Here is a 12,859-nt window from a genome sequence, read left to right as displayed (position 1 = left end):
TTTCTTGCCGTCCCCCCCCATAGGACAGCCCCCCTCCCCCGCCCCGGCAAACGGTTTCCCCCCCTCGTGTGTTTCCCTCCCGCTGCTGTTGGTCCCTCCTTGCGAGATTCGGCCGGAGACCTCAAGAGAGGTTGACGATCTCTCCCTGGTCGTCGAGGTCGATCCGGTGCGCGGCCGGGCTGGCGCCGAGTCCGGGCATGGTCCGCATGGTCCCGGCGATGGGGTAGACGAAGCCCGCTCCCGCCGAGACACGAACCTCGCGGACCGGCATACGCCAGCCTGTGGGGGCGCCAAGGAGCGAGGCGTCCGAGCTCAGCGACAGGTGGGTCTTGGCGATGCAGACGGGTAGTCGGCCGAACCCGGCCCGCTCGTAGGCGTCCAGCTGCTTGGCCACCCCGGTGCCGAGGTCGATGCCGTCGGCGCCGTACACCTCGCGCGCCACGGTCTCGATCTTGTCGTGCAGCGACAGGCCCAGGTCGTAGAGCGGGCGGAAGTCGCTGGGCTCCTCAGCGGCCTCCTGCACCGCCTCGGCCAGCTCGACCGCCCCGGCCCCACCGTCGCCGAAGTGGGTGGAGACCGCCACCCGTGCACCGGCCTCCTGCGCGATGCGCCGGATCACGGCGTGCTCGCTGGCGTGGTCGGTGGGGAAGGCGTTGATGGCCACGACCGGGGAGACGCCGTGCAGACGCACGTTGGCGATCTGCTTGATCAGGTTGGCCGCCCCGGCCTCGACGTCGCCGGGGCTCTCGGCAAGCATGTCCTGCGGCAACGGCTTGCCCGGGACGATGCGGAACTTGCCGGAGTGCATCTTCAGCGCACGGGTCGTGACCACCAGCACGGCGGCGTCGGGCGACTCCCCCGAGGCTCTGCACTTGATGTTGAAGAAGCGCTCGGCTCCCATGTCGGCACCGAATCCCGCCTCGGTGACCACGTAGTCGCCGGCCCGCAGCCCGACCAGGTCGGCCACCACGGAGGAGTTGCCGGTGGCGATGTTGCCGAACGGTCCGCAATGGATCAGAGCCGGCGTGCCCTCGAGCGTCTGCAGCAGGTTGGGCTTGAGGGCCTCGCGCAGCATCACGGCCATGGATCCCGCGCCCTGCAGCTGCTCGGCGGTCACCGGATCGCCGGACCGGGTGAAGCCGATCACGATCCGGCCCAGCCGGGCTCGCAGGTCGTCGAGGTCTCGAGCCAGGGCGAGCAGGGCCATCACCTCCGAGGCGGCGGTGATGTCGAAACTGGACTGGCGGGTCACTCCGTCGGCCCGGCCGCCGAGTCCGACCACGATCTGGCGCAGCGCCCGGTCGTTGACGTCGAGCACCCGCGGCCAGGTGATCGAGCGGACGTCGAGGTCGAGCTCGTTGCCGAAGTGCAGGTGGTTGTCGATCAGCGCAGCGAGGAGGTTGTGCGCGCTCGTGACGGCATGGAAGTCGCCGGTCAGGTGCAGGTTGAGCGTCTCCATCGGCACGACCTGGCTGTAGCCACCGCCGGCGGCGCCGCCCTTGATCCCGAAGGTCGGGCCCATCGAGGGCTGGCGCAGGGTGAGCACGGCCCGCTTGCCGAGGCGACCCAGCCCCTGGGCCAGGCCGACCGAGGTCGTGGTCTTGCCCTCCCCCAAGGGGGTGGGCGTGATGGCGCTGACCACGACATACTTGGCTCGCGGCCGGTCGGCCATCGCCTCGATCGCGGAGAGGTCGACCTTCATCACATGGCGGCCGTAGGGCTCCAGCGCGTCGGTCGGCACCTCCATCTCGGCGGCCACGTCCGCGATGGGCCGCAGCGTGGCGGCCCGCGCGATGTCCAGGTCGCTGGGCATCAGTCGCTCGACTCGAAGCCAAGGCGGCGGGCCGAGCGGGCCCGCTGACGACTGGAGCGCAGCCGCCGCAGCCGCTTGACCAGCATCGGGTCGTAGGCCAGCGCCTGCTCGGAGTCGATGAGCTGGTTGAGCCGCTGGTAGTAGCGCGTCGTCCCCATCTCGAAGCCCTCGCGGATGGCGGACTCCTTGGACCCCTGGTGCTTCCACCACTGCCGCTCGAAGTCCAGGATGGCACGATCTCGCTCCCCCAGGCCCTGCGACGGTGCGACGTGGTGGACCTGGCTGGCCGCGGCCATACTGACTCCTCGACGGTGCTCGACGACGTGCTCCGATCCGGATTCTACGCATCGAATCACAACGCTGTCATTCATCGGCGGCGCGTCGCCCAAACTCCGCGCTCACCCCTGTCTTATGTCCCTCGCCCGTCCCTCTGACCCCACGGGCCACCGCCCCACTGCTTCGTCAAAACTGCACAACTCGACCCCACCTGGGCCGTTGCCTGCCAAATGGCGATTGTGCAGGTTTGACCAAGCGGCCCCGCTCACGAACGTGGCGGGCGCGAGACTGATGGAGCCGGGGTGATGGCGCGGCCGGCACGTCATACAGTGATCCGGTGAATCCGGCACCGACTCCCTTGCGTGAGCTGGTGCACCCGACGTGGGCCGACGCTCTCTCCCCGGCCGAGGCTACGGTCGCCGAGCTGGGCGCCTTCCTGCGCGAGGAGGTCGCCTCCGGCCGCGGCTACCTACCTCCCGGACCACAGGTGCTGCGGGCCTTCGCCCAGCCGCTCGACGACGTGCGGGTGCTGGTGGTCGGGCAGGACCCCTATCCCACCCCGGGTCACGCCGTGGGGCTCAGCTTCTCGGTGGCCCCGGACGTGCGCCCGGTCCCGCGCAGCCTGCACAACATCTACACCGAGCTGGTCTCCGATCTCGGGGTGCCGATGCCCACCAGCGGTGACCTGACCCCGTGGACCGAGCGGGGGGTGATGCTGCTCAACCGGGTGCTGACGGTGCGGGCCGGTGCTCCCGCCAGTCACCGCGGCAAGGGCTGGGAGCAGGTCACCGCCCTCGCGATCGACGCGCTCGTCCGGCGCGGCGGACCGCTGGTGGCCATCCTGTGGGGCCGCGACGCCCGCAACCTGGCATCATCGCTGGGGGACGTGCCGACGGTGCAGAGCGCACACCCCTCGCCCCTGTCGGCGCGCGGCGGATTCTTCGGGTCGACACCGTTCAGCCGCACCAATGACCTGCTCCGGACCCAGGGAGCAGAGCCCGTCGACTGGAGGTTGCCGTGAGCCCCACCGAGTCCGGTATGCCGTCGTCGTCCTTCGCGGGTAGCGGCAGCGTGTCTCCCGCTCCGCGCCAATGGAGCAGGTACGTCGCCATCGGGGACAGCTTCACCGAGGGCCTCTGCGACCTGGACCCTGAGGTCGACGGGCACTTCGTCGGGTGGGCCGACCGGCTCGCCGCACTGCTGGCACCACATACGCCGGGAGCGTTCGGCTATGCAAACCTGGCGGTCCGCGGCCGGATGCTCGCCCAGATCGCCGGTGCGCAGACCGAGACCGCGCTTGCGCTGCAGCCGGATCTGGTCAGCATCGTCGGCGGCGGCAACGACATCCTGCGGCCCCGGGCCGACCTCGACACACTCGCCGAGCAGCTGGAGGACGCCGTCGTGCGCCTGCGCACGACGGGCGCCGACGTGCTGGTGGCCTCCCCGACGGATCCGCGGGACGCACCGGTGATCCGGGCCACGCGGGGCCGGATGGCGATCTACACCGCGCACATCTGGAAGATCGCCCAACGCCATGGCTGCTACGTGCTCAACCAGTGGGGCCTGGACTTCCTGCGCGACTGGCGGATGTGGTCGCAGGACCGGATCCACCTCACCTCCGAGGGCCACCGGCGCGTCGCCCTGGCTGCATACGCCGGCCTGGGTCACGACCCGGCCGACGTCGACTGGCACGTGCCGCTGCCGCCCGGGGCGACGCCGGGCCGCCTGGAGGTCATCCGGGACAACGCGCAGTGGGCCAAGCAGCACGCAGGGCCCTGGGTGGCGCGGCGCTTCCAGGGTCGCTCTTCCGGCGACCACATCAGCGCCAAGCGGCCGGAGGTCATGCCGCTGCACGACATACCGGAGGGCGACCCACGATGAGCGAGGACTCAGCTGCGGACAAGGCCCCACGCCTGAGTGACCGGCCCGACTGGACCTATCTGCTCGGCGAGATCGAGGCGGTCTACGGCTTCGGCTCGGCCGGAGGCAGCGAGGTCATCAGTGCCCATCGGCGCCGAGTGCGCGAGGCGCTGCACGCCGTCGTCGAGGCGGACGCGCGGCAGGTCGCCCGGGTGAGTGACCCCCTGCCGGTGCTCGTCCACTTCGGCCGCGCGCTCGACCGCGGCGTGGACGGACCGCTGTCCGGGATGATCCGCGCGCTCGCCCGGGTCGCCGACGAGCTGCCCTGGGAGTTCGGCTACGAGGACGTGCCGGAGAAGCTCACCCGCGATCTGGGCTACTGCGAGCTCCTCGGCCCGCGGGGTCCGGTCTACAGCGAGGAGCTCATCCTCGGGCTGGTGCTGCTGGCGCCGCACACCAGCTACCCGCAGCACAGCCACGAGGGGATCGAGGAGAGCTACCTCTCACTGTCCGGGGCTTGGTCGGAGAACGACGCCGCCGTCTATGCTCCCGGCTCCCTGATCCTCAACCGCTCCGATGAGCAGCACCGCGTCACGGTGGGCCACCCGGGGCCCTGCCTCCTGTCTGTTCGCGTGGGTCGCCTCTCCTGAGCGGCTGCGCCAACCGCATACCTCGTTCCCTGATCCGCACCACCCGTAGCGGACCGCGTGCGTACCCGGATTCCCGAGCCAACCCAAGCCAGCGCGCACTCTCCCTAGCAAGCGCAGAGAAGGCGGTGCACCTTCCCTAGTGACGCAAATGCGGCCGTATGCTGAGTCGCATGACGCATCTGCGGGTTTCTGAGGCGGCCGAGCTGCGCGGGGTGTCGACCGACACCGTGCGGCGGGCGATCGAGGCCGCGCGACTGAGCGCGACCAGGGACGACTCCGGGCGCGTGGTGGTCGCCGGCGCCGACGTCGCCGCCCTGGCCCAGCAGCTCGCTCACACTCCCGACATCGGCACCCTGGGCCGGACCTCTTCGCGCAACCAGCTGCGCGGCATCGTCACCCGCATCGTCGCCGATCGGGTGATGGCTCAGGTCGAGATCCAGGCCGGACCGTTCCGGATCGTGTCGCTGCTGAGCGCCGAGTCGGTGCGCGAGATGGAGCTCGAGGTCGGCTCGGTGGCGGTCGCCTCGATCAAGGCCACCCACGTGACCGTGGGGGTGCCGGGGTGAGCGCTGCCTGCCCGTCCGGGCCCTGGCTCGCCGCCACCCTGCTCGTCGGGATGCTGGCCTGCGCGGGATGCGCGACGCCGAGCGACGACACCCGCACCGTGACCGTGCTGGCGGCCGCGTCCCTGACCGACGTGATGACCGAGGTCGAGGAGCAGGTGGAGGAGACGGAGCCCGATCTGGACCTGCAGCTCAGCTACGCCGGGTCCTCGACCATCGTGCAGCAGGTCAACGAGGGCGCGGACGCCGATGTCGTCCTGCTCGCCGGCGGGTCCTCGCTGTCCGCGCTGTCGCCGGACCTGCCGGCCGGCGACCCGGTGGTCTTCGCCAGCAACACCCTGACCGTCGTGGTGCCGCAGTCGAACCCGGCGGGAGTGACCGGACTGGACGACCTCGACGCACCGGGTCTGCGGCTGGTGCTCTGCGCCGAGCAGGTGCCGTGTGGCGCGGCGGCGGCGACGATGTTCGAGCGGGCCGGGATCGCGCCGAGCGTGGTGTCCTACGAGCCCGACGTCCGGGCCACCCTGGCCAAGGTGGCCTCCCGCGAGGCCGACGCCGGGGTCGTCTATGTCACCGACGTGGACCCCACCGCCGGCGTCACAGCCATCCCGGTGCCCGACGACCTGAATGTAGTCAACCGCTACCCGGCCGTGGCCCTCGGCGACGCGCCGGCCGGCCCGGCGTTCGTGCGGTCTCTGCGCAGCGACGAGGTGCAGGCGCTGCTGACCCGGGCCGGGTTCGGCGCACCATGACGCGGACCACGACACGGCGCGGCACCACCGGGCGCACCCGGCACCGGAGCAGGCAAACCTGGAGCACCATGCTGCTGCGGGCCCCCGCCTGGCTCGCGGTGCTGCTGCTCACCCTGCCGCTGGCCGCGCTGTTGCTCCGGGTGGACTGGCTGGGCCTGCCCGGCGACCTGGCGTCGCCGGCGGCGTGGCAGGCGGTGCGGCTGTCGGCCCTCACCACCACCTGCACCCTGGTGGTCGTGCTGGCGCTGGGCACCCCCTTGGCCTGGCTGCTCGCCCGCGGCGAGCACCCCCTGCTGCCCTGGCTGCGCGCCCTGGTCACCGTGCCCCTCGTGCTGCCGCCGGTCGTCGGCGGCGTGGCGCTGCTGGCGACCTGGGGGCGCACCGGTGTCCTGGGCGGGCCGCTGCAGCAGACGCTCGGGGTGAGCATCCCCTTCACGACCCTCGCCGTCGTGCTCGCCGAGGTCTTCGTCGCCATGCCGTTCTATGTCATCTCGGTGGAGGGTTCGATGCGCGGCCTGGACCGGCGCTACGACGGGATCGCCGCCACCCTCGGGGCCTCACCGTGGCGCACCTTCTGCACCGTCGTGGTGCCGATGGTCGCCCCCGGCATCGCGGCGGGTGCGGCGTTGGCCTGGGCCCGGGCGCTCGGCGAGTTCGGAGCCACGATCACCTTCGCCGGCAACTTCCCGGGCCGCACCCAGACCGTGCCGCTGGCCGTCTTCACCGCGCTGGAGCAGGACCCCGACGCTGCGCTGGCCCTCTCGGTGCTGATGCTGGCCGTCTGCGTCGTCGTGCTCGCCGCGCTGCGTAGCCGGTGGCTGCCATGAACGCCCGGCCAGCACCGTCAGCCGACGACAGTGGCGACTTGCGCGCGGACCTCACGGTGCGCCGCGGTGACTTCACCCTGACCGCCGACCTGGACTTCGCACCGGGCACCGTGACCGCCGTGCTCGGCCCCAACGGGTCGGGCAAGTCGACCCTGCTGCTGGCCCTCGCCGGGCTCGTGCCCCTGACCTCCGGCACCATCCGCCGTGCCCAGCACACGGCATACCCGCCGGGATCGACCTGGGACGACGTGACCCAGCAGGTCGCCCTCCCGTCCCGGGAGCGTGGCGTCGGCCTGGTCCTGGCCGAGCCGCTGCTGTTCCCACACCTCACGCTGCGCGACAACGTCGCCTTCGGCCTCCGGTCCCGGGGCACCGACCGGCACACGGCGCGCGCCCGCGCCGTGCAGGAGCTGCACCGGGTGGGGCTGGCCGAGCTGGGCGACCGCCGTCCACCCACCCTGTCCACCGGCCAGGCCGCGCGGGCCGCCCTCGCCCGGGCGCTGGCCACCGACCCCGACCTGCTGCTGCTGGACGAGCCGCTGTCCGCGCTCGACCCAGCCACGCGGTCCCGCACCCGCGCCGACCTGCACCACCGGCTCCAGGACTTCCCCGGCGCGACCGTGCTGGTCACCCACGACCCCCTCGACGCGCTCACCCTGGCCGACTGGCTGGTCTTCCTCGAGCATGGCCGGGTCGTGCAGGTCGACACCCCCGGCGCCGCGATCGCCCAACCGCGCAGCCCGTATGTCGCTCGCATCGTCGGGCTCAACCTGCTCCGCGGACGAGCGCGCGTCGGCCGGCAGGTGAGTGTGGACCTCGACGGGGCCACCATCGTGACCGCGGAGGACCCCGGCTCGGTGGCCTACGGGGCGGCCCTGTGGGTGGCGGTCGACCCCGCTGCCGTCGCGCTCTACGACGCACCTGCGCAGGGCTCGACGCGCAACACCTGGCCGGTGACCGTGCTGGAGGTCACGGTCTCCGGGCAGCGGGCGCGGGTCGGGCTGGACGGGCCGGTCCCGCTGATCGCCGAGGTCACCACCGGCGCGGTGGCCGAGCTCGGGCTGCGTCGGGGCCGTGCCCTGTGGGCCGGCGTCAAGGCGACCGAGGTGCGCACCTATCCCGCCTGAGTGTGCAGCCCGGCCGCCGTCCACACGCCCGCTGACCGTTGTGCGCGCCGCCGCCCCCTGCGCGGGGCGCGGTGGCGAGCACATCGGGTGGTGGAGCCTGGTCGAGCGCCCCGATGGGGGCTGACGTCCGTCGACTGATTACAGTTCACGCCATGGCCGTGCAGCGAGTGCTCCCCACCGAGGAGTCGCGTGACCTGCTGGACCTGGTCCGCGAGATCGCCGCCGAGCAGCTGCTCCCCCGCGCCGACGAGGCCGAGGCAGCCGGGGAGCTGCCCCGGGACACCTATCGGATGCTCGGTCAGACCGGCTTGTTGTCGCTGCCCTACCCCGAGGAGCTCGGCGGGGGCGGGCAGCCCTACGAGGTCTATCTGCAGGTGCTCGAGGAGCTCGCCCACGCCTGGATGTCGGTCGGGGTCGGGGTCTCGGTGCACGGACTGACCTGCTTCCCGGTGGCGCAGTTCGGCACCCCGGCACAGCAGGAGAAGCTGTTGACCGGCATGCTCTCCGGCGACCAGCTGGGCGCCTACTGCCTGTCCGAGGCGCACGCCGGCTCCGACGTGGCGAGCATGCGCACCCGGGCGGTGCGCACCGACACCGGGTATGCCGTGTCGGGCACCAAGGCGTGGATCAGTCACGCCGGGCACGCCGACTTCTACTCCACCTTCGTGCGCACCAGCGACGACGGCACCAAGGGCCTGTCCTGCCTGGTCGTGCCCGGTGGCGCGGCGGGCCTGGGCTTCGGGGCACCCGAGCGCAAGATGGGCCTGCACGCCGACCCGGTCGCCGACGTGGTCTTCGAGGACGTCGCGGTCGAGGCCGACCGGCTGGTCGGCGCCGAGGGCCAGGGCATGCAGATCGCCATGGGCGCCCTGGACGGCGGCCGGCTCGGGATCGCCGCGTGCGCCACGGGACTGGCCCAGCGAGCGCTGGACGAGGCCACGGCATACGCGTGCGAGCGCGAGCAGTTCGGCAAGCCGGTCATCGCCAACCAGGGGCTGGCCTTCCTGCTGGCTGACATGGCCGCCGCGGTCGGCTCGGCCCGGGCCACCTACCTGCACGCGGCCCGGCTCAAGGACGCCGGCCGACCGCATACCCAGGAGGCCTCCGTGGCCAAGCTGGTCGCCACCGACGCCGCGATGAAGGTGACCACCGACGCCGTGCAGGTGCTCGGCGGCTACGGCTACACCCAGGACTTCCCGGTCGAGCGGTTCATGCGCGAGGCCAAGGTGACCCAGATCTTCGAGGGCACCAACCAGATCCAGCGGCTCGTGATCTCCCGCCAGCTGCAGCAGAACCGCTAGGCGCGTCGAAGGAGCACACCGGCATGGACATCACCGCACACACCGTCGCCCTGGTCACCGGGGGGGCCAGCGGCCTCGGCGAGGCCACCGCCCGGCGCCTGCTGGCCGACGGCGCGTCCGTGGTGCTCGCCGACCTGCCCGGCGGACGCGGCGAGGAGCTGGCCGCCGAGCTCGGCGACAAGGCCCGCTTCGCTGCTGCTGACGTGCGAGACGAGGACCAGGTCCGGGCGGCGATCACCGAGGCAGGCGAGCTCGGCGAGCTGCGGGTCGTGGTCAACTGCGCCGGTGTGGCCACGCCGGGGCGCATCCTGTCCAAGCGCGGGACCCTGGACCTGGACACCTACCGCACGGTGGTCGAGATCAACTTGATCGGCACGTTCAACGTGCTGCGGCTCGCGGCCGAGCAGATGGCCGGTCTGGAGCCGGTCGACGGTGATCGCGGGGTGATCGTGCTGACCGCCTCGGTCGCGGCGTTCGACGGGCAGATCGGGCAGGCGGCCTACGCCTCGTCCAAGGCCGGGGTGGCCGGGCTGACCCTGACCGCGGCCCGCGACCTGGCCGACAAGGCGATCCGGGTGATGACCATCGCCCCGGGAGTGTTCGAGACGCCGATGATGGCCGGGATGCCCGGTGAGGTGAAGCAGACCCTCGAGACACTGGTGCCCCACCCCTCCCGACTGGGCAGGCCGACCGAGTATGCCGCGCTGGTCGCGCACATCGTGGACAACCCGCTGCTCAACGGCGAGGTGATCCGACTGGACGGCGCGCTGCGGATGCCGCCCCGCTGACCCGCTCGGGTTCGGTCTGGTCCGGGTCTCCTAGACGCCGGCCCAGTACGGCTGGGTCTGCTTGTCACCGGTGTGCTCGTCGACCCACTGCTGGAGCTCAGCGCTCGAGCTCTGGGGGCCGCTGGTGGCTCCGCAGGAGCACCGGGCCGACATCTCGGGCGGCAGGCTGGTGGTGATCTGGTGGTCGCTGGACTGCTGAGCCATGACTTCCTCTTATCTTCGCTGATGACCAGTGTCGGACTCGGTCGTACCAGAAGGCAAGGAGTCCGCAGCAGACCCGGTGATACGTCCACTCCATGCAGCCCGACGAACCCCGGTGGCCGAGGCCACCGGGGTTCGTCGGGCGACGTCGCCGGCCGCTCGGGCCGACAAGTCGCTGATGGATCAGGCGCCGGGGATGACCAGCGTCCGCCCGGGCAGGATCAGGTCCGGGTTGCTCAGGTCGTTGGCGTCCACGATGGCGTCGACGCTCGTGCCCTGGTCCTTGGCGATGCGCCACAGCACGTCACCGGAGCGGACGGTGTAGTCCGACGTCGTCGGGGCGGCCGCGGGGGTGTTGCCGCCCGGGACGACCAGGGTCTCGCCGGGGTAGATCAGCCGGCCGTTGTCGGCCAGCCCGTTGGCGGAGACGATGGCCGAGACGCTGCTGCCGAAGCGGGCAGCGATCCGGGAGACGGTATCCCCCGCGACGACGGTGTAGCTCGGGCCGGAGACCCGCTCGGCCGGAGCCTGACGGGAAGCGGAGGACTGGCTGCGCTCGGGCGCGGAGGAGGTCTGCGGGGCCGGGGCGGGAGCGGGCTCGGGCGCCGGGGCGGGAGCAGGCTCCGGGGCCGGGGCGGGAGCAGGCTCCGGGGCCGGGGCGGGCGCAGGGGCCGGGGCCGGGGCGGGCGCAGGGGCCGGCTCGGGCTCAGGCGCCTGGGCGGGAGCAGACCCGGCCCCACCGTTGGCGCGGGTCAGCCCGGCCTGCACCGAGCACGTCGGCCACGCGCCCGGGCCCTGTCCGGCGAGCACCTTCTGGGCGATGGCGATCTGCTGGCTCCTGCTGGCCTGGTGGGCGTAGGCCGCATACTGCTTCCCGCCGTAGCCGACCCAGGTCGACTGGACGAACTGCAGCCCGCCGTAGAAGCCGTTGCCGGTGTTGATGCTCCAGTTGCCACCGGACTCGCAGGCGGCCACTCGGTCCCAGACGCCCTCCTGGGCCTGGGCAGCGGGGGCGGTCACGGCCAGACCAGCCACCAGGCTGGCGGCACTGACCAGGGTCGCACCGGCGACGCGAGGGCCACGCGAACGCGCGGCAGAGTGCTTGGGGGTGTAGCGCATAGGGGGGTTGTTCCTTCCTGACACATACGCCTGCGGGGTTAGCTGTCGGGTTCGGGCGGTCAGTGCCCGGCCGCGCATGCGGCTCCACCCCAAGGCGTGCCTACGGTGGCACACCGGACTTGGGTCCCCCGCCCTCGCCTGATGCCCGGACGTTCCGGCTCGGCGCCCTGTGACGAGGCTTGGCGTCAGGGCACACACGTTGCTGCGGTGCGCGGCGCGGCCCAACTCTCGCTAAGGGCACGAGAACCGGTTCCGCATCGCGGTCGTGACCAAATCGTTACATACCCAAGCCGGGTATGTCTAACCCGGCCAAGACGCAAGGGTGAGGAAATCGGGAGTCGGGGCAGGGAGTGACCGATCTGGCCGGAGGCCGATATGCCGCGAAACATCCTGACCGTCGTGCGGCAGCGCCTGCGCCCGACGGCCTCAGCTTCATGCCCGGGCGCGTCGGTGGCGGGTCACCGTGGCCTCAGGGTGGACAGGGACAAGGCGTAGTTACCGTCGGTGTCGGTCCACCACTGGGACAGCTCCAACCCGGCCGCACTGACCTCCTCCGCTACCCGCGATCTGCGGAACTTCGCGCTGACCTCGGTGCGCAGCTCCTCCCCCTCGGCGAACGGCACCGACAGGTCCAGCACCCGCACCACCTGATCGGTGCGCGAGCGCAGCCGCATCTCGATCCACTCGTGCTCGGGATCCCAGAGCGCCATGTGCGCGAAGGCCTCCGGGTCGAGATCGGCGCCCAGCTCACGGACCAGGACGTGCAGCACGTTGCGGTTGAACTCCGCTGTCACCCCGGCGGCGTCGTCGTAGGCCGCGACCAGCCGGGCCGGGTCCTTGACCAGGTCGGTCCCCAGCAACAGGGCGTCGCCGGGAGCCATCGTCGAGGCCAAGGTATGCAGGAACGCTGCCCGCTGGGCCGGCATCAGGTTGCCGATGGTGCCGCCGAGGAAGGCGATCAGCCGCCGGCCGCCCGTGGGCAGCAACGGCAGGTGGTGCTCGAAGTCACCCAGCACGGCGTGCACGCCGACCTCGGGGTACTCCGCGGCCACGGCCTCGCCGGCCTCCCGGAGCACACTCTCGTCGACGTCGAACGGCACGTAGCGCTCCAACGTGCCGCCCTCCTGCAGCGCGTCCAGCAGCACCCGGGTCTTCTCCGAGGTGCCGCTGCCCAGCTCGATCAGGGTGTCGGCGCCGGTCAGCTCGGCGATCTGCCCGGCGTGCGCCCGCAGGATGGCGTGCTCGGCCCGGGTCGGATAGTACTCGGCCAGTGTGGTGATCCGGCTGAACAGCTCGGAGCCGCGGGCGTCGTAGAACCACTTCGGGGGAAGCGACTTGGGGCTCGCCGTGAGCCCGGCGCGGACGTCGGCCTCCAGCGCCACCCGCATCGAGGAGGGGAGCAGGTGCCGGTCGAGCCGGAACCGGGTGGACGGCATACCGGCACGTCGTCGTGCCTGCTCCCCCTCGTCCCCGGTCGGCTGCGGGGACGAGGGCAGGGCGCTCACGAGCGAGCCAGTCGAAGCCCGGAGAAAGCCCAGCGGGAGCCGCCTGGGAAGAAGTTGCGATAGGTGAGCCGCTCGTG

Annotated in this window: 14 protein-coding genes and 1 riboswitch; of the genes, 9 read left to right on the top strand and 5 right to left on the bottom strand. The window is 72.0% G+C overall.

The annotated features are described in order from the left end of the window. Positions 1-121 precede the first annotated feature (121 nt). Both ACR2FV_RS18105 and ACR2FV_RS18100 read right to left on the bottom strand, forming a co-directional pair. Positions 122-1,813 carry a formate--tetrahydrofolate ligase gene (locus ACR2FV_RS18105; RefSeq protein WP_434017103.1) on the bottom strand — a complete coding sequence of 564 codons (1,692 nt, stop codon included), beginning with the start codon at positions 1,811-1,813 and terminating at the stop codon, positions 122-124. After that, complete coding sequence (locus ACR2FV_RS18100) at positions 1,813-2,109, bottom strand: DUF3263 domain-containing protein (RefSeq protein ID WP_434017102.1); 297 nt, start codon at positions 2,107-2,109, stop codon at positions 1,813-1,815. Before ACR2FV_RS18100 ends, ACR2FV_RS18105 begins: the two co-directional genes overlap by 1 nt. A gap of 317 nt (positions 2,110-2,426) precedes the next feature. Here ACR2FV_RS18100 and ACR2FV_RS18095 point away from each other — a divergent pair, with 317 nt between their 5' ends. The 9 genes from ACR2FV_RS18095 to ACR2FV_RS18055 all read left to right on the top strand — a co-directional run bounded on the left by ACR2FV_RS18095 (position 2,427) and on the right by ACR2FV_RS18055 (position 9,957). Beyond that, entirely contained in the window at positions 2,427-3,110 is a 684-nt protein-coding gene (locus tag ACR2FV_RS18095; RefSeq protein ID WP_434017101.1) for a uracil-DNA glycosylase, read from the top strand. A 17-nt stretch (positions 3,111-3,127) separates the two neighbouring features. Next, positions 3,128-3,970, top strand: a complete 843-nt coding sequence (locus ACR2FV_RS18090) for an SGNH/GDSL hydrolase family protein (RefSeq protein ID WP_434017104.1) — start codon at positions 3,128-3,130, stop codon at positions 3,968-3,970. Beyond that, positions 3,967-4,599: a dimethylsulfonioproprionate lyase family protein gene (locus tag ACR2FV_RS18085; protein WP_434017100.1), complete on the top strand. Its 633-nt coding sequence runs from the start codon at positions 3,967-3,969 to the stop codon at positions 4,597-4,599. Before ACR2FV_RS18090 ends, ACR2FV_RS18085 begins: the two co-directional genes overlap by 4 nt. A gap of 170 nt (positions 4,600-4,769) precedes the next feature. Next, positions 4,770-5,165 (top strand): TOBE domain-containing protein, encoded by a 396-nt coding sequence (locus ACR2FV_RS18080; RefSeq protein WP_434017099.1) that lies wholly within the window; start codon positions 4,770-4,772, stop codon positions 5,163-5,165. Further along, the gene (modA, locus tag ACR2FV_RS18075) at positions 5,162-5,914 is read left to right on the top strand and encodes a molybdate ABC transporter substrate-binding protein (protein ID WP_434017098.1); all 753 of its coding nucleotides are present in this window, start codon (positions 5,162-5,164) and stop codon (positions 5,912-5,914) included. Before ACR2FV_RS18080 ends, modA begins: the two co-directional genes overlap by 4 nt. Further along, a complete protein-coding gene (locus ACR2FV_RS18070) occupies positions 5,911-6,741 on the top strand; it encodes an ABC transporter permease (RefSeq protein ID WP_434017097.1) in 831 nt (276 codons plus the stop codon). Before modA ends, ACR2FV_RS18070 begins: the two co-directional genes overlap by 4 nt. A 38-nt stretch (positions 6,742-6,779) precedes the next feature. Further along, positions 6,780-7,868: an ABC transporter ATP-binding protein gene (locus ACR2FV_RS18065; protein ID WP_434017096.1), complete on the top strand. Its 1,089-nt coding sequence runs from the start codon at positions 6,780-6,782 to the stop codon at positions 7,866-7,868. A gap of 152 nt (positions 7,869-8,020) precedes the next feature. Then, positions 8,021-9,169 carry an acyl-CoA dehydrogenase family protein gene (locus ACR2FV_RS18060; RefSeq protein WP_434017095.1) on the top strand — a complete coding sequence of 383 codons (1,149 nt, stop codon included), beginning with the start codon at positions 8,021-8,023 and terminating at the stop codon, positions 9,167-9,169. Positions 9,170-9,192: 23 nt separating this feature from the next. Beyond that, on the top strand, positions 9,193-9,957 hold the full coding sequence (locus tag ACR2FV_RS18055; protein WP_434017094.1) for an SDR family NAD(P)-dependent oxidoreductase: 765 nt from the start codon (positions 9,193-9,195) through the stop codon (positions 9,955-9,957). A 30-nt stretch (positions 9,958-9,987) separates the two neighbouring features. Here ACR2FV_RS18055 and ACR2FV_RS18050 read toward each other — a convergent pair whose 3' ends face one another. From ACR2FV_RS18050 to egtD, 3 genes are all read right to left on the bottom strand, one after another. Next, the gene (locus tag ACR2FV_RS18050; RefSeq protein WP_434017093.1) at positions 9,988-10,161 is read right to left on the bottom strand and encodes a hypothetical protein; all 174 of its coding nucleotides are present in this window, start codon (positions 10,159-10,161) and stop codon (positions 9,988-9,990) included. A gap of 180 nt (positions 10,162-10,341) precedes the next feature. Continuing rightward, a complete protein-coding gene (locus ACR2FV_RS18045) occupies positions 10,342-11,277 on the bottom strand; it encodes a transglycosylase family protein (protein ID WP_434017092.1) in 936 nt (311 codons plus the stop codon). Between the two features lie 12 nt (positions 11,278-11,289). Continuing rightward, positions 11,290-11,452: riboswitch (cyclic di-AMP (ydaO/yuaA leader) on the bottom strand. Between the two features lie 283 nt (positions 11,453-11,735). Continuing rightward, entirely contained in the window at positions 11,736-12,782 is a 1,047-nt protein-coding gene (gene egtD, locus ACR2FV_RS18040) for an L-histidine N(alpha)-methyltransferase (protein WP_434017091.1), read from the bottom strand. Positions 12,783-12,859: the final 77 nt, after the last annotated feature.

It is taken from the genome of Ornithinimicrobium sp. (assembly GCF_051004135.1).
GTDB lineage: Bacteria > Actinomycetota > Actinomycetes > Actinomycetales > Dermatophilaceae > Ornithinicoccus.
The sequence above is the reverse complement of the archived record's forward strand: the minus strand, read 5'-3'. Positions and strand labels throughout refer to the sequence as shown.

What these genes read in the sequence shown, in the direction of transcription:
- ACR2FV_RS18085 (WP_434017100.1), top strand. Translation starts at nt 3,967, where the DNA reads ATGAGCGAGGACTCAGCTGCGGACAAGGCCCCACGCCTGAGTGACCGG.
- ACR2FV_RS18080 (WP_434017099.1), top strand. Translation starts at nt 4,770, where the DNA reads ATGACGCATCTGCGGGTTTCTGAGGCGGCCGAGCTGCGCGGGGTGTCG.
- ACR2FV_RS18045 (WP_434017092.1), bottom strand. Translation starts at nt 11,277, where the DNA reads ATGCGCTACACCCCCAAGCACTCTGCCGCGCGTTCGCGTGGCCCTCGC.
- ACR2FV_RS18070 (WP_434017097.1), top strand. Translation starts at nt 5,911, where the DNA reads ATGACGCGGACCACGACACGGCGCGGCACCACCGGGCGCACCCGGCAC.
- ACR2FV_RS18090 (WP_434017104.1), top strand. Translation starts at nt 3,128, where the DNA reads ATGCCGTCGTCGTCCTTCGCGGGTAGCGGCAGCGTGTCTCCCGCTCCG.
- ACR2FV_RS18050 (WP_434017093.1), bottom strand. Translation starts at nt 10,161, where the DNA reads ATGGCTCAGCAGTCCAGCGACCACCAGATCACCACCAGCCTGCCGCCC.
- ACR2FV_RS18055 (WP_434017094.1), top strand. Translation starts at nt 9,193, where the DNA reads ATGGACATCACCGCACACACCGTCGCCCTGGTCACCGGGGGGGCCAGC.
- ACR2FV_RS18060 (WP_434017095.1), top strand. Translation starts at nt 8,021, where the DNA reads ATGGCCGTGCAGCGAGTGCTCCCCACCGAGGAGTCGCGTGACCTGCTG.
- ACR2FV_RS18105 (WP_434017103.1), bottom strand. Translation starts at nt 1,813, where the DNA reads ATGCCCAGCGACCTGGACATCGCGCGGGCCGCCACGCTGCGGCCCATC.
- ACR2FV_RS18100 (WP_434017102.1), bottom strand. Translation starts at nt 2,109, where the DNA reads ATGGCCGCGGCCAGCCAGGTCCACCACGTCGCACCGTCGCAGGGCCTG.